This is a genomic window from Streptomyces bathyalis (assembly GCF_015910445.1).
Taxonomy (GTDB): domain Bacteria; phylum Actinomycetota; class Actinomycetes; order Streptomycetales; family Streptomycetaceae; genus Streptomyces; species Streptomyces bathyalis.
Genome location: NZ_CP048882.1, coordinates 5,547,834 through 5,567,872, shown reverse-complemented (window position 1 = coordinate 5,567,872; position 20,039 = coordinate 5,547,834). Strand labels below are relative to the sequence as shown.

Genomic DNA, 20,039 nt, shown 5'->3' with positions numbered 1-20,039 from the left:
CTACCTGTGAATGCGACCGAGCACCGTCTGCTCGTCCACGAAGGCACCTTCGCCGTGCTGGGCCCCTCCGGCGACATCAGCGGCTCGCCCGGCTGGGCGCTGCCCAGCGCACAGTCCGACGGGACCGTTCCCGAGGGCCTGTTCGTACGCGACGCCCGGCATCTGAGCCGCTGGCAGCTGACCGTCGACGGCTCCTCCCCAGCCGTTCTGGTGCCCGCGTCCGACAGCAACGGCACCGCCGTACTCACGCCGCACGGCACCCGTGAGGAGCCGCCCGCCTACACCGTCTTCCGGGAACAGGCCGTCGTCAGTGGCGAGTTCACCGAACGGATCCGGCTCACGAGCAATCTGGGCGAGGACACGACGGCACGTCTGACGCTCACCGCCGACGCCGACTTCGCCGACCAGTTCGAGCTGCGCTCGGACCACCGCTCCTACGACAAGCCGCACACGGTACGCACGCACGAAGTGCACCCGGACGGCGTCGAGTTCGGGTACCGGCGCGGCGAGTGGCACTCCCGCACCACCGTCACCGCCGAGCCCCACCCCATGACCGTCGAGGAAACCGGCAGCTCCGCCCGGCAGTTGGGCTGGCTGCTGGAACTGCCGCCGCACGGCACGGCCGAGTTGACGCTCCGGGTGACGGCACACCCCCACGGCGCACCGGAACGCCGGGGGGCCGCGAACGTACCGGACGCCGATCCGGCCACCATCACCTCGTGGCTCAAGTCCCGTACGGGCGAGTTCACTTCGGCCGACCCCGTCCCCGCCCGCATGACCGACTGGCCTGAGCTTGCCCGCGCCTGCGAGCAGGGCCTGGCCGACCTGGCCGGGCTGCGCGTGACCGCACGCGGCCCCGACGGCGAGGAACTGCTCATACCCGGCGCGGGCGTTCCCTGGTTCCTGACCCTCTTCGGCCGGGACTCCCTGCTCACCTCGCTCTTCGCGCTCCCCTACCGCCCGCAGCTCGCCGAGCCCACGCTGCTCGCACTCGCCGCCACCCAGGCGCGCGAGGACGAGCCCGAACGCCTCGCCCAGCCAGGGAAGATCGTGCACGAGGTGCGCCATGGCGAACTGGCCCACTTCGGACAGGTCCCCTACGGGCGCTACTACGGCTCGGTCGACTCCACACCGCTCTTCCTGATCCTCCTGGGCGCGTACAGCGAACTGACGCGGGAGACGGACGAGCGGCAGGGCCAGGACGCTGAACGGCCACCCCTGGCACGCCGTTTGGAGCCACACGCACGAGCCGCCGTGGACTGGATGTTCACCCACGGTGGCCTGGACGAGTACGGCTACCTCGCCTATCACGCACACCAGGGCGGCCTGGCCAACCAGAACTGGAAGGACTCCCCGGGAGCGGTGTGCAGCACCGACGGCACACGGCCCACCGGAGCCGTCATGGTCGCCGAGGTCCAGGGCTACGCCTACGACGCGCTGTGCCGCACGGCGGAGCTGGCCCGTACGGCCTGGCAGGACGAGGCGTATGCCGAACGGCTGTCGAAGGCGGCCGCGGCCCTGCGTGAACGCTTCGAATCCGACTTCTGGATGCCGGAGGAGAACTTCCCGCTGCTCGCCCTCGCCGAAGGCACCTCAGGCCGGGGGCCGGGGGACGGCATGCGCGCCGACGCCCTCGCCTCCAACGCGGGTCACCTGCTGTGGTCGGGGATCCTCGGCCAGGAGGCGGGCGAGCAGGTGGGCCGGCGGCTGATGGCCCACGACTTCTTCTCGGGCTGGGGGGTGCGCACCCTGGCGTCCGGCCAGGCCCCGTACCACCCGCTCTCCTATCACCGGGGCAGCATCTGGCCGCAGGACAACGCGGTCATCGCCCTCGGGCTCGCCCGTTACGGCATGCACGAGGAGGCCCGCACCCTCGCCGCCGGAATGGTCGAGGCCGCGGCCAGGCAGAACTACCGGCTACCGGAGGTGCTGGCCGGCTACGGCCGCGCCGATCACCCGGACCCCGTCCCCTATCCGCATGCCTGTTCCCCGCAGGCGTGGGCCGCTGCCACGCCGCTCGCGCTGCTCACAGCCGTGGGGGGCGCGCCGGGCACCTGACGGCCCCGTTCGCCCCTCACCCGCCGCCCCCGGCCGCCGTCCCCCCTGCGGCCGGGGGCGGCCCTCGTCGTGCGGGGTGACCGGCGGGGTCGCCCAAATCCTGTGATCTGCGTAATCCGGGCGTATCCGGGCACCGGGGAGGGACGAACCGGGCGAACGATCCAGCGGAGGTCCTCATGAGCGAGCACACCTACCGGGTGACCGAGATCGTCGGCACGTCCCACGAGGGCGTGGACAGCGCGATCCGTAACGCGATCAGCCGTGCTTCGGAGACGCTGCGCAATCTGGACTGGTTCGAGGTCACACAGGTGCGCGGCCAGATCGAGGACGGGCGGATCGAGCACTACCAGGTCTGCATGAAGGTCGGGTTCCGCCTGGAGGGCGGCGGGTCCGCCTGACGCCTGTGGCCGGGCGGCTCACCGCCGCCCGGCACGGACACGTTCAGGACTTCGGCGACTCCGGCCTGATGACCGTCACGCCGGGGGTGCCGGGCACCGGGATGTCCATCTCCATCAGTGCGGCGGGCGCCTCGGACAGGTCGATGGTTCGCCGCACCAGCAGCTCGGGGTGGAGCACCTCGGCTTCGACGAGCCCCAACAGGGCAGGGTACTCGTGGGCCTGGATGCCGTGGCTGCCGAGCAACTCCAGCTCGTGGGCGACGATCCGGTCCATCGGGATCGCCGGGGAGCCCTCGTCGGGCGGCAGCAGGCCGACCTGCACATGGCGTCCCCGCCGCCGCAGGCTCCGTACGGACGCGCAGCAGGTGCGCGGATCGCCGAGGCAGTCGAGGGACAAGTGGGCGCCGCCCAGGGTGCGTTCGATGACGGCCGCCCCCGGATCGTCCACGTCGGAGACGTCCACGGTCGCCTCCGCGCCGAGGTCGCGGGCGACCTTCAGCGCCGCCCTGGAGATGTCCACGGCCACGACCCGCGCGCCGTTCGCCACGGCGATCATCACCGCTGAGAGCCCGACGCCGCCGCAGCCGTGGACGGCGACCCACTCGCCGGCGGTGACGCGGCCCTGGCGCACGACGGCGCGGTAGGCCGTGCCGAAGCGGCAGCCGAGCGCGGCGGCCGCGGGCGCCTTGATCGAGTCGGGGATCGCCACGAGGTTGCCGTCGGCGTTGTCGATCGCCACGTACTGGGCGAACGAGCCCCAGTGGCTGAATCCCGGCTGTGTCTGCTGCTCGCAGACCTGCTGGTTCCCCGTGACGCACTGGGCGCAGGTGCCGCAGCCGCACACGAAGGGCACGGTCACCCGCCGTCCCACCCACGGCAGCGCCGAGCCGGAGCCTGCGGCGACGACCGTCCCCGCGAACTCGTGGCCGCCTACGTGCGGAAGCTTCACATCGGGGTCGTGACCGCGCCAGGCGTGCCAGTCACTGCGGCACAGACCGGTGGCGTCGACTTCGATCACCACGCCGCCCGGGGCGGGAGCGGGGTCGGGTACGGAGCGCAGAGCCGGGTGCTGCCCGAACTCCTCGTAGACAATGGCCTTCACAAGGGCACAGTCTCCCAGTCACCCGACCTGCACAGGACGTTGGTTAGCCGTTCTGGATAAAAGTCCGATTGGTCTTCACCAAGCCCTGTGACGAGGATGTTCAACCGCCCGAAGTGTCGAGTTCCGCATCGGCGCCGACACCTTCGGCGCAGTCGTACGGGTCGTCGAGCCAGCCCTCGGGCAGCACGACCTTGTTGCGCCCGTGGGTGCGTCCTCGCGGACCGTCCGCGTCGTGCGGCCACGGCTGGTCCGCGTCGAGGCCGTCGAGCAGACCGGCCAGCTCCTCCAGCGACGCGGCCACCGCCAGCCGCTGACGCGCCTGCGAACCGATCGAGAACCCCTTGGTGTACCAGGCCACGTGCTTGCGGAAGTCGATGACGCCGCGCGCCTCGTCGCCCAGCCACTCCCCCAGCAGCGTCGCGTGACGCAGCATCACGCGCGCCACCTCGCCGAAGGACGGCCGCGCGTACGCCTCCGGGCCCTCGCCCCCGAACGCCGCGACGAGGTCGCCGAACAGCCACGGCCGCCCGAGGCAGCCACGGCCGACGACCACGCCGTCGCACCCGGTCTCACGCACCATCCGCGTCGCGTCGTCCGCGGACCAGATGTCGCCGTTGCCGAGCACCGGGATCTCGGGCACGGCCTCCTTGAGCCGGGCGATGGCGTCCCAGTCGGCGGTGCCGCCGTAGTGCTGTGCCGCGGTTCTGCCGTGCAGGGCGATCGCGGTGATTCCCTCGTCGACCGCGATGCGTCCGGCGTCCAGGTACGTCAGGTGGCCGTCGTCGATGCCCTTGCGCATCTTCATCGTGACGGGGAGCCCGCCCGCGTTGCCGACGGCCTCGTGCAGGATCGCGCGCAGCAGCGGCCGCTTGTACGGGAGTGCCGAACCGCCGCCCTTCCGCGTCACCTTGGGCACCGGGCAGCCGAAGTTGAGGTCGATGTGGTCGGCGAGGGCCTCGTCCGTGATCATCCGGACCGCCTTGCCGACCGTGACCGGGTCCACCCCGTACAGCTGGATCGAACGCGGCCTCTCGCTGTCGTCGAACCGCACGAGCTGCATGGTCTTCGCGTTGCGCTCGACGAGGGCCCTCGTCGTGATCATCTCGCTGACGAAGAGCCCCTTACCACCACTGAACTCCCGGCACAGCGTGCGGAACGGCGCGTTCGTGATCCCGGCCATCGGCGCCAGCACCACGGGCGGCTGGACGGCGTGGGGACCGATGTGGAGCGGCGGCGTCATGACGTCGGCGTCCTCCGAGACGTACGGGCTTACGGGGCTGGGCCGGCCTGGCCCGGGTGCCGCTCGCATGTGCGGCGGCGAGGTGTCCGCGCGGGCGGCGCGGCATCCCATTCTCCCGCATCGGCGCCGGGCCCGTACGAGGGGCCGTCCCGCCCCGGCCCGGGTGGAGGCAGGGAGCGTGAAGACCACCTCGCGAAACAGAGATGGAATGACAGATATTGACATCTGTCATTCCATCTCTTACTCTCGGCAGTGGCAGATCCGGCAGCACCAAAGGAGCGCAAACCATGCAGACCCGCACCCTCGGCAGCAACGGCCTCCGTACCTCGGCCCTCGGCCTCGGCTGCATGGGCATGTCCGCCCTCTACGGCCGAACCGACCGGGCCGAATCCGTCGCGACGATCCACGCCGCGCTCGAAGCGGGAGTGACCCTGCTGGACACCGGCGACTTCTACGGAATGGGCCACAACGAGCTGCTCATCAACGAGGCGCTGCGCACCGCACCCGCCGCCCGCCGCGAACAGGCCCTGACCAGCGTGAAGTTCGGAGCACTGCGAACCGTGGAAGGCGGTTTCACCGGGATCGACGGCCGCCCGGAGGCGGTCAAGAACTTCGCCGCGTACTCGTTGCAGCGCCTCGGCACCGGCCACATCGACATCTACCGGCTCGCCCGACTCGACCCCGCCGTCCCGATCGAGGAGACCGTCGGAGCCGTCGCGGAACTGGTGAAGGCGGGCCACGTGCGGCACATCGGCCTCTCGGAGGTCGGCGCCGGCACCATCCGCAGGGCCGCGGCGGTGGCTCCGGTCAGCGACCTCCAGATCGAGTACTCGCTGATCTCGCGCGGCATCGAGGACGAGATCCTCCCGGTCTGCCGCGAGCTCGGGATCGGCGTCACCGCGTACGGCGTGCTCTCCCGCGGACTGATCAGCGGCAACTGGTCACGCGAACGGGAGCTCGCGCCGGGCGACTTCCGCGGCATGAGCCCCCGCTTCTCCGGCGAGAACCTGGACCGGAACCTCGACCTCGTCGAGGCTCTGCGCCGGGTCGCCGACGGCAAGGGGATCACCGTCGCCCAGACGGCCGTCGCATGGGTGCTCTCCCGCGGCGAGGACATCGTCCCGCTGGTCGGCGCCCGCACCCGTGAGCGGCTGGCGGAGTCGCTGGCGGCGCTTGACGTTACTCTCGACGCAGACGATCTCGAAGCCATCGAGCAGGCGGTGCCCGCCGGTTCCGCCGCAGGCGACCGCTACCCGGCGGCCCAGATGGCGCACCTCGACAGCGAGAAATAGCGAGAACAGGGGGCCGGATGGTGTCGGAAGCGCTGACTCCGGAGCGCATCCTCGAGGCCACCGAGGAGGTGCTGCGCCGCTACGGCCCCGGCAAGGCCACGGTCGTCGACGTGGCCCGCGCCCTCGGCGTCAGCCACGGCAGCGTCTACCGGCACTTCCGTACCAAGGCCGCCCTCCGCGAGGCCGTGACGCAGCGCTGGCTGGACCGCACCAGCGAGCGTCTCGTCGCCGCCGTCGACGGGCCCGGCCCGGCCGACGAGCGCCTCGACAGATGGCTGACGACGCTCTTCGAGGCCAAGCGCCACAAGGCGGGCGACGATCCGGAGCTGTTCGCCACCTACTCGGTGCTGACGGACGACGTGAACGCCGTCGTCGACCGGCACATCGACGAGCTGGTCGGCCAGCTGTCCCGGATCATCGAGGACGGGCGTACGCAGGGCGTCTTCGCCTCCGACTCCGCCGGCTCCGCCGCCGAGACCGCGCGTGCCGTCTTCCACGCGACGGGACGGTTCCACGACCCCGCGTACGCCCCGGAGTGGTCGCGCCCCGGGATCGAGGAGGCGTTCGCGGCGGTGCGCGCCCTGATCCTGCGCGGGCTGCGCGCCTGACCCCGCGGACCGTTGAGCACCGGCGGCCCGCACGGCACCCACGCCGTCGAGCTGGGCCCTCACCGGGTCGTCAAACGCTTCCGCGCGGGTGACCGCGAGGAAGGCGAACGGGAGTGGCGCGCCCTGCGGTTGCTCGCCGAGCACGCACCCGGGCTCGCGCCCGCTCCCCTGGCGGCCGGACTCGGCACGGAGGAACCGGCGATCACGATGTCGCGACTGCCGGGCGAGCGGCTGCGGGGCCGCCCGCACGACGGGCCGGCCCTCGACGCCCTGGCAGAAGCGGTGCGGACGCTTCACTCCGCGCTCCCGCCCGCCGTACTCGCCGATGTCCCTCCCCGGCCCGGCCTCGCCCATGACCTGAGGGCACACCTCCGCTCCTGGGCCTCCCGGGTCCGGGTTCCGCCCCGCGGCGAGGCCGACGCCGCGATGGATCTCGGGCTGCGATGGCTGGACCGGTCGGACGTGGAATCCGCACCGGACAACGTGCCGCCGGTATTCGGCGCCGGGGACGGAAATCTCGCCAACTACCTCTGGGACGGCCGCCGCGCGAGGATCGTCGACTTCGAGGACTCGGGCCGCAGCGACCGGGCGTTCGAACTCGCGGAGATCACCGAGCATGTGGGCTCCTGGGTGGACGAACCTCTCGACGTCCGCGCCTTCCTGAGCCGCTTCTCCCTGACGGCGCAGGAGTCCGCCCGCCTGCGGGACTGCCGCCGCCTCCTCGCTCTCGTATGGCTGTTCCTGCTCTCCTTCGACGAGGAGCGGCAGCGCCCCCGGAACCCTCCCGGCACGGCGGAGCGCCAGGCCCGGCGCCTGACGGCCCTTCTGACCTGAGCGGACCGCCCGTTGTCAGACCCGTTGAATACTGTGGGTGACCACTGGATCACCCGGCAGGAAAGGCGCATCATGACGGTGATGCTGGATCGACCGACGCCCATAGAGACCCCCGACGGCCCGCCCGACTTCGAGGCGATGTGCCGGACCTTGCTGAGCATGGACGTGCCCGACGGCTACCGGGCGGAGATCATCAGGGGGAGCATCGTCGTGTCACCGTGGTCCAGGGGGTTCTACTACCGAGTGATGGAATCCATCCGGGAGCAGTTGCGGCAGCAACTGCCCGAGGGCGAGACGTGCGGCGATGCCCCGTTCCTCTTCACATTCCCCTCCGAGCAACGTGCTTACGGGCCGGATCTCTACGTGGCGGCACGTGCGGCCTTCGACACCGCGAAGCGGTACATCGACGGCGAGGCGCTCACGCTCGTCTGCGAGCTCACTTCACCCTCGACGCGTGACGCCGACTGGGACGACAAGGTCCGGGTCTACGGGAAGGCCGGCGTTCCCGTGTATCTCCTCCTGGACATGGAGGAGGAGTCAGCCACCGTCTTCTGGGCGCCGGCGGAGAAGGGATACACCTCGCACACGACGGTGCCGTTCGGGAAGACGCTCCACATCCCCGCGCCGTTCGACTGCGAGCTGGACACCAGCGGCTTCGGGGCCCCCGCGGAGCAGCAGGACGGGCAGCGGGAGGGCAACTGACGGACGACGAGGGCCGGTTCCGCACCCTTGGCGGAACCGGCCCTCGTCACTCCGTACGGGTCAGCAGCCCAGCAGCCGGCCCGCGAGGTAGCTCTCGATCTGGTCGAGCGAGACGCGGTCCTGCTTCATCGTGTCGCGCTCGCGAACCGTGACGGCGTTGTCGTCGAGGGTGTCGAAGTCGACCGTGACGCAGAAGGGCGTGCCGATCTCGTCCTGGCGGCGGTAGCGGCGGCCGATGGCGCCGGCGTCGTCGAACTCGATGTTCCAGTTCTTGCGCAGCGCCTCGGCGAGGCCGCGCGCCTTCGGCGACAGCTTCTCGTTGCGCGACAGCGGGAGCACGGCCACCTTGACGGGCGCGAGCCGCGGGTCGAGCCGCATCACGTTGCGCTTCTCCAGCTTGCCCTTGGCGTTGGGCGCCTCGTCCTCGATGTAGGCGTCGAGCATGAACGCGAGCATCGCGCGGTTGACACCGGCCGCCGGCTCGATGACGTACGGCACCCAGCGCTCACCGGCCTCCTGGTCGAAGTAGGACAGGTCCTGTCCCGAGGCCTTGGAGTGCGCGGTGAGGTCGAAGTCGGTGCGGTTGGCGACGCCTTCGAGCTCGGAGAACTCGTTGCCGCCGAAGTTGAAGCGGTACTCGATGTCGGCGGTGCGCTTGGAGTAGTGGGAGAGCTTCTCCTGCGGGTGCTCGTACCAGCGCATGTTCTCTTCGCTCAGCCCGAGCCCCGTGTACCAGGACCAGCGCTGCTGCATCCAGTACTCGTGCCACTTCTCGTCCTCGCCCGGCTTGACGAAGAACTCCATCTCCATCTGCTCGAACTCGCGGGTGCGGAAGATGAAGTTGCCCGGCGTGATCTCGTTGCGGAAGGACTTGCCCGTCTGCGCAATGCCGAACGGCGGCTTCTTGCGCGAAGTCTGCTGCACGGCCGCGAAGTTGGTGAAGATGCCCTGCGCCGTCTCGGGCCGCAGGTAGGCCACGGAGCCGGCGTCCTGCGTCGGGCCGAGGTGCGTGGAGAGCAGCCCGGAGAACTGCTTGGGCTCGGTGAAGCCGCCCTTGTTGCCGCAGTGCGGGCAGTTGATGTCGGCGAGGCCCTGCGCCGGGAGCCGCCCGTGCTTCGCCTCGTACGCCTCTTCGAGGTGGTCCGCGCGGAAGCGCTTGTGGCAGGACGTGCACTCGGTGAGGGGGTCGGTGAACGTGGCGACGTGACCCGAGGCCTCCCACACCTGCGGCGCCAGGATCACGGACGAGTCGATGCCGACGATGTCGTCGCGCGAGGTGACCATGGCCCGCCACCACTGACGCTTGATGTTCTCCTTCAGCTCCACACCGAGCGGACCGTAGTCCCAGGCGGCACGCTGACCGCCGTAGATCTCACTGCACGGGTAGACGAAGCCACGGCGCTTGCTCAGGCTGACGATGGTGTCGATCTTGTCGGCGGCCACAGTGCTCTCTTCATCAACGGCGGACGGAATACTTCAGGTTACCGAGCCATGAGGGGGGCGGATCAAATCGGTCCGGGCTATCGGTACGGCGAACGATTCGCGGACCACCGGCAGCCCGCCCCCAGCCGACCCATTTGACAATGGTTTCCAAGTAGGTTGAAAATGAGTGTCATGAACGCTTCCTGCCGGCTCATACGTGTCCTCGCCGCCGCAACCGCTCTCGGCGTCGGCGGGCTCGCCCTGACCGCCTGCACGAGCGACTCGGCCGCCGACGAGGAGGCGAACGGGAAGGTGGACGTCGTCGCGTCCTTCTACCCCCTCCAGTACGTCGCCCAGCAGATAGGCGGCGAGCACGTCGAGACCGAATCCCTCACCAAGCCCGGCACCGAGCCGCACGACCTGGAGCTCAGTCCCCAGCAGACCGGACGGCTGAGCGACGCCGGTCTCGTCGTCTACCTCAAGGGCCTGCAGCCCGCGGTCGACGAGGGCGTGCAGCAGGCCGAGCCGGAGCACGTGGCCGACGCCTCCTCGTACGCGACGCTGGAGAAGCACAGCACGGACGTGCACGGCGAGGACCACGGAAAGCACCACTCCCACGACGCCGCGGGCGCCGGGCAGGGCGGAGACCCGCACGTCTGGCTCGATCCCCTTCGCTACGCCCAGATCGCCAAGGGTGTGGGCAAGGAACTCGCGGAGGCCGACCCGTCCCACAAGAAGGACTACGCGAAGAACACCGAGACCCTCGTCCAGCGCCTGCACTCACTGGACAAGGAGTTCAAGAAGGGTCTGGCTCGCAAGAAGACCGACACCTTCATCACCACCCACGCCGCCTTCGGCTATCTCGCCGAGCGGTACGGGCTGCACCAGGCCGCCGTCTCCGGCATCGACCCGGACTCCGAACCCAGCGGCGCCCGCATGAAGCAGCTGCACAAGACCGCCAAGGCCGGGCGAGTCGACACCGTCTTCTTCGAGTCGAGCGCCAGTGACAAGACGGCGCGGACGCTCGCCGGGGATCTGAACCTCAAGACAGGCGTCCTCAGCCCTCTGGAGAGCGTGAAGAAGAACGAGGACTACTTCTCGGTCATGCACCAGAACCTCTTCTCACTGCAGAACGCGCTCGGCGCCAACTGAGGGCCGCCGCATCCGCCACATTCCGCCGCCCTCCGGTCCCGTTCCCGCCACCGGACCCCGATCCCCAGCACCGACCACCGAGGAAGGGCCCTTCGCATGGCCGAGCCTCAGCCAGTGATATCCCTCCGGGGCGCCACCGCCTCCCTCGGGGCGCGCACCGTTCTGCGCGGCCTCGACTTGACCGTGGACCGCGGCGAGGTCGTCGCCCTGCTCGGCTCCAACGGTTCGGGGAAGTCGACCACGATCCGCACCGTGATCGGCCAGGTGCCCCTGTCCGGGGGCGAGTTGGAACTGTTCGGCACCCCGTTCCCCCGGTTCCGTGACTGGCGCCGCATCGGCTACGTCCCGCAACGATCCACCGCGGCAGCGGGCGTGCCCGCCACCGTGCGGGAGGTCGTCTCCTCCGGCCGTCTCGCCCGTACGAAGCTGCGTCCGCTGGGCCGCGCCGACAAGGCCGCCGTCGGCAGGGCCCTGGAGGTCGTCGGGCTCACGCACCGCGCCAAGGACTCCGTCAACGCGCTCTCCGGGGGGCAGCACCAGCGCGTGCTGATCGCGCGGGCCCTCGCCGCCGAACCCGACCTGCTGATCATGGACGAGCCGATCGCGGGCGTGGACCTGACCGGCCAGGACGTACTGGCGGACGCGCTGCGCGAACAGGTCAGCCGGGGCACGTCCGTACTGCTCGTGCTGCACGAACTCGGGCCCTTCGCACCGCTGATCGACCGCGCGGTGCTGCTGCGCGAGGGCCGGGTCGAACTCGTCGCGAACCCGGACCGCCTCCACGACCTCGCCTGCCATCCGCACGACACCCCGGGCGCGGCAGTGGCCGCCGCCATCCAGACCGGACTGTCCGTGAGCGAGACCGACCCAGGGACCCACGTATGACCGAGCTGCTGCAGTACCCGTTCATGCAGCGCGCCCTGCTCGCCGCGCTGCTGGTCGGCATCGCCGCCCCGGCCGTGGGCATCTACCTCGTGCAGCGGCGCCAGGCGATCATGGGCGACGGCATCGGCCACGTCGCGCTCACCGGCGTCGCCCTCGGTTTCCTGCTAGGCACCAATCCGGTGTGGATGGCGGTCGGCGTCGCCTCGCTCGGTGCGGTCGCGATGGAGCTGATCCGCTGGCACGGGAAGGCACGCGGGGATCTCGCGCTCGCGATGCTCTTCTACGGCGGAATGGCCGGCGGCGTCATGATCATCAACCTCGCGCCGAACGGCTCCAACGCGAGCCTCACCACTTATCTCTTCGGCTCGATCACCACCGTCTCCGACTCGGACGTCGTCGCCATCGTCTGCCTGTCGGCCTTCGTCCTGGCCGGTTCGCTGGGGCTTCGCCGTCAGCTGTTCGCCGTCTGCCAGGACGAGGAGTTCGCACGGGTCACCGGGCTGCCGGTGCGGCTGCTGAACCTCCTGCTGGCCGTGACCGCGGCGGTGACGGTCACCGTCGCGATGCGGGTGGTGGGGCTGCTGCTGGTGAGTGCGCTGATGGTGATCCCGGTCGCCACCGCACAGCAACTCACGCGGGGCTTCGCGAGCACGCTCGGGCTGTCAGTGATCTTCGGTGTGGCGGTGACGCTGTCCGGGACGAGCACCTCGTACTACGCGGACGTGCCGCCCGGCGCCAGCATCGTCGTACTGGCGATCGCGCTCTTCGCGCTGGTCACGGTGCTGGCGGCGCCGCTCGCCAAGCGCAGGGCGGTCGACGGCGGCGGGCACGGCCGCGGCGGCACCGGAGACGGCGACGACCACGGCGACAAGGTGGCGGTCGCGGGTGGCGCACCGCCGGACGGCAGCCTCGACCGGTCTGCGAGGGCCCGGGAAGGGAACCCGGCCCCCTCCGGAGACGGCAGGGGCGCCGAAGGCGCAGCGTAGGCTCCCGGTTCCCGGGCGTGAGGGTCCCCTGTCCCCGGTGCCTGGCACAATGACCGGGCAGGCCCCGTGAGCGAGCAAGACGAGCAAAGGAGACAGCGTGACCACCGCAGGTCCCCCTGTCCGCGGCCGGTCGACGCGGCAGAGAGCCGCCGTCTCGGCGGCACTTGCCGAGGTCGAGGAGTTCCGCAGTGCGCAGGAGCTTCACGACATGCTCAAGCACCGCGGGGACTCGGTCGGCCTGACGACGGTCTACCGCACACTGCAGTCCCTCGCCGACGCCGGCGAGGTCGACGTACTCCGCACCGACGAGGGCGAGTCGGTCTACCGACGCTGCCACAGCGACGACCACCATCACCATCTCGTGTGCCGCCACTGCGGCAAGGCCGTCGAGGTCGAGGGCCCGGCCGTGGAGAAGTGGGCCGACTCCATCGCCGAGGAGCACGGCTTCGTGGATGTCGGCCACACCGTCGAGATCTTCGGTACGTGCGGGGACTGCGCCGCCGGCAAGTGACCGGCGCTCCCGCGGTCAGGCCCCGGCCGTTCACCGTGTGACGGCGGCCCCCAGCAGCTCGGCACCGAGCAGGGTGAGGCTGTGCCGGCTGCTGCGCCCCGCGCGCTCCGTGTGCACGAGCCCCACGTTGCGCAGCACCGTCGCGTGCTCGCTGGCGGACGCGTTCGAGACGCCGGCCCGGCGGGCCGGCTCCCCGGTGGAGACGCCGTCGGCGATCACCTGGAGTACGGCGGCAACTTCGGGCGAGGCCGAAACGTCTTCCCGAACTCGCAGGGCGCACAGCACAGTTGGCTCGGAGCTGCCGCCGCCCGGGGGGAGGCGACGGGGTGGCGCCCCGTGCCCGCCCGAGCGCCCCCGGGGAGCGCGCCGCGAGGGGCGCCGGGCGCCGGGCCGGGCACGTATCCCGGAAGGAACTCCGGGCACCGGCAGGGCGGATGGGCCGCCTGTCAGGGCTTCTTCCCGCCGCCGTCCCGCGCACCGCCGAAGCGGCGGTCGCGCTTGGCGTACTCGAGGCAGGCCCGCCACAGGTCGCGTCGGTCGAAGTCCGGCCACAGCACGTCCTGGTAGACCATCTCGGCGTAAGCGCTCTGCCAGATCAGGTAGTTGGACGTGCGCTGCTCGCCGGAAGGGCGCAGGAACAGGTCCACGTCCGGCATGTCCGGGTAGTAGAGGTACTTGGCGAAGGTCTTCTCGTTCACCTTCGAGGGGTCGAGCTTCCCCGCCTTCACGTCCTCGGCGACGGCCTGGACCGCGTCCGCGATCTCCGCGCGGCCCCCGTAGTTGACGCAGAAGTAGAGCGTCATCGCGTCGTTGTCCACGGTCTGTTCCTGGGCGACCTGCAACTCACGTACCACGGACTTCCACAGCTTCGGCATCCGTCCGACCCAGCGGATGCGGATGCCCAGTTCGTCCATCTCGTCGCGGCGGCGGCGGATGACGTCCCGGTTGAAGTTCATCAGGAAGCGGACCTCCTCGGGCGACCGCTTCCAGTTCTCCGTGGAGAAGGCGTACAGGGAGAGGTTCTTCACGCCCATCTCCAGGCAGCCCTTGAGGACGTCGAGCACGACGCCCTCGCCGACCTTGTGCCCCTCGGTGCGCGGCAACCCCCGTTGCTTCGCCCACCGGCCGTTGCCGTCCATGACGCAAGCCACATGGCCGGGGACGAGCTCCGGCGGGATCTCGGGCGGACGTTCGCCTGAGGGGTGCGGCTCGGGTGTGAGGTACTCGCGACGCTGCCTCTGCAGCATTGCGCGGCGTGCCATGGTCGTTCAGCTCCAGGGAGGGGACGGATCGGATGCGGGAGGCGCGGGGACACGGCGAGCGTAGCCGACGCCGGTACGTCGCCGCCGGTCAGGACTGCCGGGCCTCCGGTTCCGCCCCAGGCCGCGCGCCGGAGGCGTCCGGACCGCCCCGGCCGCCCTGCGTGCGGTCCACGTAGCGCAGTGAGCGCAGCCCGCGCTCCATGTGCCAGTGCAGATAGGCCGAGACGAGCCCGGTGCCCTCCCGGGCATGCCTGGCCTCGCACGCGTCGGCCGTCTCCCAGTCGCCGGTCAGCAGCGCGCCGAGCAGCCGCAGCGTCTCCGGCGACGGTACGACGCTGCCGGGCACCCGGCAGTCGCCGCACACCACGCCGCCGGAGGCGACGGAGAAGAAGCGGTTGGGACCGTGCAGACCGCACTTGGCGCAGTCGTCGAAGCTCGGCGCGTAACCGCCCATGGCCAGCGACCGCAGCAGGAAGGCGTCCAGCACCAGCCCGGGCGTGTGGTCCCCGGCGGCCAGCGTGCGCAGCCCGCCCACCAGCAGCAGGTACTGCTGCACGTTGGGCTCGCCCTCGTGGTCGGTGAAGCGCTCGGCGGTCTCCAGCATGGCCGTGCCGGCGGTGTAGCGCGCGTAGTCGGAGACGATGGTCTGCCCGTACGGGGCGATGGTCTCCGTCTGGGTGCACAACGGCAGCCCGCGGCCGATCAGTTCACTGCCGCGTGCGAAGAACTGCACATCGACGTGGCTGAAGGGCTCCAGCCGGGCCCCGAACTTCGACTTCGTGCGCCGCACCCCCCGCGCGACGGCCCGCACCCGGCCGTGCCCGCGCGTGAGCAGCGTGATGATCCGGTCCGCCTCACCCAGCTTCTGGGTGCGCAGCACGATGCCGTCGTCGCGGAACAGGCTCATGGGGCTCAGTATCCCGCATGCCCGGTGGGCAGGGTCGCGGGCGCGTCATCCGCCGATGACCGAGCCGCCGTCGTCGAGGGCGCGGGAGAGCTGGGTGCGCAGCAGTTCGGCCTCGGCGAGCGAGAGGCGCAGGTCGAGGTCGGAGTGGTACACGCCGTCGCGCAGCAGCCACAGCGGGACACTGACCCACCCGTCCTCCTCCCGGTTTACGGGCTTGGCGGGGACGCTCGATGCGCCAGCCGCGAGACGTCACGGCCGTGCTTCCCCGCGCCACGCGGTACGGAGTACAGCAGCCAGCCTGCGTGCGGGTCGACATTGCAGTTGCCGAGCGCCATCAGGGGAAGCTGCGCCTCTGCGGCGAAAGCGGGCAGTTCGACGGTGATGGAAGGAAGCGTGATGCCGTGGGCCGCCAGGGCCTCACGGAGATCGGTCACGCAGTCCTGAACGTCGTCGGGGTCGTTGCCGGGTCCGGAGCGAGGACCTGGCACGCCGGCACCCGCGCACGTCCCGGTGCAGGGCTCCACTCTCCCGCTTTCCGGCGGTGCTCAGGGATGCATGCGAGCGCCCTTGAGCACCTTGTCGACCCCGTTGCGCGGTCCGTACACGGCGAGACCCACGAGATCCAACTGGTCCTTCGGCACGGCCCGTACCGACGCGCGGTTGTCCCGGTCGTTGGCTGTGGCGAAGAGGTCGGAGGTGAACACCGACCGGGGAAGCGAACGGGACAAGGCGCGGGTGTGCGCGGCGGTCAGCGTCTCCTTCGTCCCCTCGAAGACCAGGACGGGCTGGCGGAACATGGGCAGGTAGTCGGTGCCGTCGGCATCGGCGTAGCTCTCGCCGATCACTTCAGGCAGCTCCGAGCCAAGGCCGCTGACCAGGAACGCGGTCACGTTCAGCCGCTGCCAGGGCTCCAGGTCCTCGCGCAGCAGAACGGCGATCTTGGTGTCGAAGCGTACGGGAGTCTTCTCGGTCGTCATGCTCTGAGACTGCCGACCGCTCCGCGGCGCCTTCTTGTACGTTCTTGGCATGGTGGCACGGCAAGAGGTTTCCGCGTGGCGCCCGCGGATCCCGGGTGTCGTGGAAGTCTTCCACGCCCACTTCACCGAGCACGCGTACCCGATGCACGTCCACGACGTGTGGACGTTGCTGATCGTCGACGACGGTGCGGTCCGCTACGACCTGAACCGCCGCGAGCACGGCACCCCCCACGACACGGTGTCCTTGCTTCCCCCGCAGGTACCGCACAACGGCTCATCGGCCACCTCACAGGGCTTCCGCAAGCGGGTTCTCTACCTGGACCTGTCCCAGCTGGACGAGAGCTTCATCGGCCCGGCGGTGGACGGCCCCGACATGGTCGACGACATGCTGCGCCGACGCATCGGACAGCTGCACTCAGCCCTGTCACGCCGGGGCGACGAGCTGGAAGCGGAGAGCCGTCTCGCGCTGATCGGCGAACGGCTGCGCAGCCACCTGAGGCCGCGGATCCTCCCCCATGCACCGAAATCAAATCGCGGCCTGGCCCACAGCCTGCGGGAGCTCCTCGACGAACGATCGCTCCACGGCGTGAGCCTGGACGAGGCCGCGGCACTGGTGCACGCCCACCCCACGCATCTGGTGCGGGCGTTCACCGCCGCCTTCGGCATCGCCCCGCACCAGTACCTCATGGCCCGCCGGGTCGACCGCGCCCGACAGCTGCTCCTCGACGGCCGGCCTCCCGCCGAGGTGGCGTCCGCAGCCGGCTTCTACGACCAGTCGCACCTGACCCGGCACTTCAAACGGCTCGTGGGCACCACTCCGGGGCGCTACGCGGGCAGGGTCCCTGCTTCGGGACGGCTGTCCGAGGTGAAGCCCCCGACCACGTCCGAAGAGGTCCGCCTCGCCCCCTGAGGTGGCGGGGCCGGTCACCTGCCGGCCCGTTCAGGGCCGCGCCTCAGGACGGCGTGCGGGCGCGGGCGAGCAGGCGGTCGACGTCGTCCTCGTCGATCCGCAGCGACCTGCCCACCGCCGCGAGCGCCTCACGCTCCGCCGAGCAGTACGGGCCGTCGGCCAGTGCGATGCGCGCTCCGTGCAGCAGCAGGGACTCGCGGCCCGAAGGAGCGAGGTGGGGCGCGAGCGGGGCCAGCGCTTCGTGCAGTTCGATCTCCGCGGAGACGCTGTCCGCGGAGTCCCGCTCGGCGGAGACGGCGGCCAGCAGCGTCAGCAGCTGCTCCTCGGTGCAGCCGGTGTAGCCCGCGCTGCGCACGGAGTGCACGGCGGCCTCGCGGGCGGCACGGTTCTCGCGGCCGCCCGCGGTGAGCACGGTGAGCGCGATGGCGTGGACGGCGTCGCGCAGCAGCAGGGCGAGGCGGTTGGTGGTGGGGTGGTCGAGGGACTCCGTGCCGAAGTGCCCGTGGCAGGCGGCGCATTCGAGGACCGGGGCGACCTGGCCGCGGGAGAGCAGCGGCACACCGAGCAGTACGAAACGGCGCTTGCCCGCACGTCGGCGGTAGCTGCGGTCGCCGCCGCAGCCGGGACAGAAGAAGTCCCCGTCGTCCACGGTGTGCCAGCTGGTGCGAACACCTGCCAGGCGCAGACTTGGACGCTGTCCTTGCTGGTCACGGGAACGTCTTGCGTCGCCCACGCCGTACCTCCGTCACGATTCGGCCACGCTGCCGGTGAGCGTGATGTTAACCACAGCGGAAGTGCGCCGTCAGCACCCCGTTCCGGACGATTCACGGCGGACGCGGCACCAGCGGGGACGGGAGACGGCCGCGGGCCTCACCCGGAAGTGGGTGAGGCCCGCGGAACGCTGCGATGACGCCGGCCCGGGGGCCGGAGAGGCGACGTGGGCGACGGCCCTGTACGCGAGTACGCGCAGCGCGAACGCGCTCAGCGTGAGGCGCGGTTGACCGCCGAGACGACGGCCTTGATCGACGCGCGGACGATGTTGGCGTCGATGCCCACGCCCCACAGCACCTTCCCGTCGATGGCGCACTCGATGTACGCGGCCGCCTCGGCTCCAGCGCCTTCGCTCATGGTGTGCTCGACGTAGTCCAGGAGCCGCACGTCGACGTCGATGGCCTGCAGGGCGTTGAAGAAGGCCGCCAGGGGACCGTTGCCGCTGCCCGCGAGCTCGGTCTCCTCGCCGTCGATGACGGCCTCGACGGTGACCGCGTCCTGTCCGTCCACCGTGGTCGTCGTCTGGCCGGTGCGCAGCGCGATGCGTCCCCAGGCGTTCTCGGGGGTGGGCAGGTACTCGTGCTGGAAGATCTCCCAGATGTCGGCCGGGGTGACCTCACCGCCCTCGCTGTCCGTGCGCTCCTGGATGATCTTCGAGAACTCGACCTGCATCCGCCGCGGCAGGTCCAGGTTGTGCCCGCCCTTCAGCACGTAGGCGATGCCGCCCTTGCCGGACTGGGAGTTGACGCGGATGACGGCCTCGTAGGAACGGCCGACGTCCTTGGGGTCGATGGGCAGATACGGCACGGCCCACTCCAGCTCGTCCACGCTCTTGCCCTCACGCTCGGCGCGGAGGTCCATGGCCTCGAAGCCCTTCTTGATGGCGTCCTGATGGGAGCCGGAGAAGGAGGTGTAGACGAGGTCACCCACATACGGATGCCGGGAGTGGACCTCCATCTGGTTGCAGTACTCCGCCGTGCGCTTGACCTCGTCGATCTGCGAGAAGTCGATCTGCGGATCCACACCCTGGGAGAAGAGATTCATCCCCAGGGTCACCAGGTCGACGTTGCCGGTGCGCTCGCCCTGCCCGAACAGACAGCCCTCGATACGGTCCGCACCCGCCATGATCGCCAACTCCGCGGCCGCCACCGCCGTCCCACGATCGTTGTGCGGGTGTACGGACAGGCATACGTGCTCGCGCCGCGAGAGGTTGCGGGACATCCACTCGAACCGGTCCGCATGCGTGGAGGGCGTCGAACGCTCCACCGTCGCCGGCAGATTCAGGATGATCTCGCGGCCGTCCTCGGGCTGCCACACGTCCATGACGCTCTCGCAGACCTCCAGCGCGAAGTCCAGCTCCGTGTCGGTGAAGATCTCCGGGCTGTACTGGTACCCGAAGACCGTGCGGGCATCCAGCAGCTTCTCCGCGTACTCCGTCACCAGCCGCGTGCCGTCCACCGCGATCTGCCGCACCTGCTCCCGCGTGCCACGGAAGACCACCTCACGGAAGACCGGCGCCGTCGCGTTGTAGAGGTGGACGGTCGCGTTGCGGGCGCCCTTCAGCGACTCCACCGTCCGCTCGATCAGCTCCTCGCGGGCCTGGGTGAGGACGGAGATCGTCACATCCTCCGGGATCGCGTCCTCCTCGATGATGGAGCGCACGAAGTCGAAATCGGTCTGGCCCGAGGCCGGGAAGCCGACCTCGATCTCCTTGTAGCCCATCGACACCAGCAGATCGAACATCGCCCGCTTGCGGGCGGGCGACATGGGGTCGATCAGCGCCTGATTGCCGTCCCGCAGATCGGTCGACAGCCAGCGCGGGGCCTTGGTGATCCGGTTGTCCGGCCACGTGCGGTCCGGAATGTCCACGGCCTCGTACGGGCCGTACTTGTGCACAGGCATTCCGGACGGCTTCTGCCGTACGGTCGCCGCGGTGATGGGCGTGGATGCGCCGAGGGAAGCTGAGGAAGTCATGATGCGTTGGCTCCTGATCGCGGAGGGGGCTCCGCGCGAGTGGGCTTC

At 70.5% G+C, this 20,039-nt stretch carries 21 protein-coding genes; 11 read left to right on the top strand and 10 right to left on the bottom strand.

The window, feature by feature from the left end; genetic code table 11:
- Positions 1-6 precede the first annotated feature (6 nt).
- Both G4Z16_RS24120 and G4Z16_RS24115 read left to right on the top strand, forming a co-directional pair.
- Positions 7-2,058 (top strand): amylo-alpha-1,6-glucosidase, encoded by a 2,052-nt coding sequence (locus G4Z16_RS24120; RefSeq protein ID WP_197352762.1) that lies wholly within the window; start codon positions 7-9, stop codon positions 2,056-2,058.
- Between the two features lie 176 nt (positions 2,059-2,234).
- The gene (locus tag G4Z16_RS24115; protein ID WP_197352761.1) at positions 2,235-2,456 is read left to right on the top strand and encodes a dodecin; all 222 of its coding nucleotides are present in this window, start codon (positions 2,235-2,237) and stop codon (positions 2,454-2,456) included.
- 43 nt (positions 2,457-2,499) lie between these two features.
- On the opposite strand, the gene G4Z16_RS24110 is transcribed toward G4Z16_RS24115, so the two are convergent.
- Entirely contained in the window at positions 2,500-3,558 is a 1,059-nt protein-coding gene (locus G4Z16_RS24110; RefSeq protein ID WP_197352760.1) for a zinc-dependent alcohol dehydrogenase family protein, read from the bottom strand.
- Positions 3,559-3,658: 100 nt separating this feature from the next.
- Complete coding sequence (gene dusB / locus G4Z16_RS24105; RefSeq protein ID WP_197352759.1) at positions 3,659-4,798, bottom strand: tRNA dihydrouridine synthase DusB; 1,140 nt, start codon at positions 4,796-4,798, stop codon at positions 3,659-3,661.
- 287 nt (positions 4,799-5,085) lie between these two features.
- Between dusB and G4Z16_RS24100 the strand changes: the two genes are divergently transcribed.
- From G4Z16_RS24100 to G4Z16_RS24085, 4 genes are all read left to right on the top strand, one after another.
- The gene (locus G4Z16_RS24100; RefSeq protein ID WP_197352758.1) at positions 5,086-6,090 is read left to right on the top strand and encodes an aldo/keto reductase; all 1,005 of its coding nucleotides are present in this window, start codon (positions 5,086-5,088) and stop codon (positions 6,088-6,090) included.
- Positions 6,091-6,107: 17 nt separating this feature from the next.
- The gene (locus G4Z16_RS24095) at positions 6,108-6,698 is read left to right on the top strand and encodes a TetR/AcrR family transcriptional regulator (RefSeq protein ID WP_197352757.1); all 591 of its coding nucleotides are present in this window, start codon (positions 6,108-6,110) and stop codon (positions 6,696-6,698) included.
- Positions 6,699-6,710: 12 nt separating this feature from the next.
- Positions 6,711-7,532, top strand: coding sequence for a phosphotransferase family protein (locus G4Z16_RS24090; protein WP_197352756.1), 822 nt, complete (start codon positions 6,711-6,713; stop codon positions 7,530-7,532).
- 81 nt (positions 7,533-7,613) lie between these two features.
- Complete coding sequence (locus G4Z16_RS24085; protein ID WP_343070897.1) at positions 7,614-8,234, top strand: Uma2 family endonuclease; 621 nt, start codon at positions 7,614-7,616, stop codon at positions 8,232-8,234.
- A 60-nt stretch (positions 8,235-8,294) separates the two neighbouring features.
- On the opposite strand, the gene G4Z16_RS24080 is transcribed toward G4Z16_RS24085, so the two are convergent.
- The gene (locus tag G4Z16_RS24080; protein ID WP_197352754.1) at positions 8,295-9,677 is read right to left on the bottom strand and encodes a glycine--tRNA ligase; all 1,383 of its coding nucleotides are present in this window, start codon (positions 9,675-9,677) and stop codon (positions 8,295-8,297) included.
- A 171-nt stretch (positions 9,678-9,848) separates the two neighbouring features.
- Between G4Z16_RS24080 and G4Z16_RS24075 the strand changes: the two genes are divergently transcribed.
- The 4 genes from G4Z16_RS24075 (at position 9,849) to G4Z16_RS24060 (ending at position 13,190) form a co-directional block, all read left to right on the top strand.
- Positions 9,849-10,808 (top strand): metal ABC transporter substrate-binding protein, encoded by a 960-nt coding sequence (locus tag G4Z16_RS24075; RefSeq protein ID WP_197352753.1) that lies wholly within the window; start codon positions 9,849-9,851, stop codon positions 10,806-10,808.
- Between the two features lie 96 nt (positions 10,809-10,904).
- Complete coding sequence (locus tag G4Z16_RS24070) at positions 10,905-11,693, top strand: metal ABC transporter ATP-binding protein (protein WP_197352752.1); 789 nt, start codon at positions 10,905-10,907, stop codon at positions 11,691-11,693.
- The gene (locus G4Z16_RS24065; RefSeq protein ID WP_197352751.1) at positions 11,690-12,679 is read left to right on the top strand and encodes a metal ABC transporter permease; all 990 of its coding nucleotides are present in this window, start codon (positions 11,690-11,692) and stop codon (positions 12,677-12,679) included. The genes G4Z16_RS24070 and G4Z16_RS24065 overlap by 4 nt, the downstream gene beginning before the upstream one ends.
- Before the next feature lie 97 nt (positions 12,680-12,776).
- Entirely contained in the window at positions 12,777-13,190 is a 414-nt protein-coding gene (locus G4Z16_RS24060; RefSeq protein ID WP_028435051.1) for a Fur family transcriptional regulator, read from the top strand.
- Positions 13,191-13,220: 30 nt separating this feature from the next.
- Here the strand turns inward: G4Z16_RS24060 and G4Z16_RS24055 are convergent, their stop codons facing one another.
- The 5 genes from G4Z16_RS24055 to G4Z16_RS24035 all read right to left on the bottom strand — a co-directional run bounded on the left by G4Z16_RS24055 (position 13,221) and on the right by G4Z16_RS24035 (position 16,336).
- Positions 13,221-13,409, bottom strand: coding sequence for a hypothetical protein (locus G4Z16_RS24055; RefSeq protein WP_197352750.1), 189 nt, complete (start codon positions 13,407-13,409; stop codon positions 13,221-13,223).
- Positions 13,410-13,636: 227 nt separating this feature from the next.
- Positions 13,637-14,452 carry an isoprenyl transferase gene (locus tag G4Z16_RS24050; RefSeq protein ID WP_197352749.1) on the bottom strand — a complete coding sequence of 272 codons (816 nt, stop codon included), beginning with the start codon at positions 14,450-14,452 and terminating at the stop codon, positions 13,637-13,639.
- Between the two features lie 88 nt (positions 14,453-14,540).
- Positions 14,541-15,359: a DNA repair protein RecO gene (gene recO, locus G4Z16_RS24045; RefSeq protein WP_246531028.1), complete on the bottom strand. Its 819-nt coding sequence runs from the start codon at positions 15,357-15,359 to the stop codon at positions 14,541-14,543.
- Between the two features lie 206 nt (positions 15,360-15,565).
- Positions 15,566-15,793, bottom strand: coding sequence for a hypothetical protein (locus tag G4Z16_RS24040; RefSeq protein WP_197352748.1), 228 nt, complete (start codon positions 15,791-15,793; stop codon positions 15,566-15,568).
- A 111-nt stretch (positions 15,794-15,904) separates the two neighbouring features.
- Entirely contained in the window at positions 15,905-16,336 is a 432-nt protein-coding gene (locus tag G4Z16_RS24035; RefSeq protein WP_197352747.1) for a DUF2000 domain-containing protein, read from the bottom strand.
- Between the two features lie 49 nt (positions 16,337-16,385).
- On the opposite strand from G4Z16_RS24035, the gene G4Z16_RS24030 reads away from it, so the two are divergent.
- Positions 16,386-17,246 carry a helix-turn-helix transcriptional regulator gene (locus G4Z16_RS24030; protein ID WP_197352746.1) on the top strand — a complete coding sequence of 287 codons (861 nt, stop codon included), beginning with the start codon at positions 16,386-16,388 and terminating at the stop codon, positions 17,244-17,246.
- 43 nt (positions 17,247-17,289) lie between these two features.
- On the opposite strand, the gene G4Z16_RS24025 is transcribed toward G4Z16_RS24030, so the two are convergent.
- Entirely contained in the window at positions 17,290-17,979 is a 690-nt protein-coding gene (locus tag G4Z16_RS24025; RefSeq protein ID WP_246531027.1) for a TerB family tellurite resistance protein, read from the bottom strand.
- Positions 17,980-18,227: 248 nt separating this feature from the next.
- Positions 18,228-19,991: a 2-isopropylmalate synthase gene (gene leuA, locus G4Z16_RS24020; RefSeq protein WP_197352745.1), complete on the bottom strand. Its 1,764-nt coding sequence runs from the start codon at positions 19,989-19,991 to the stop codon at positions 18,228-18,230.
- Between the last annotated feature and the right edge of the window lie 48 nt (positions 19,992-20,039).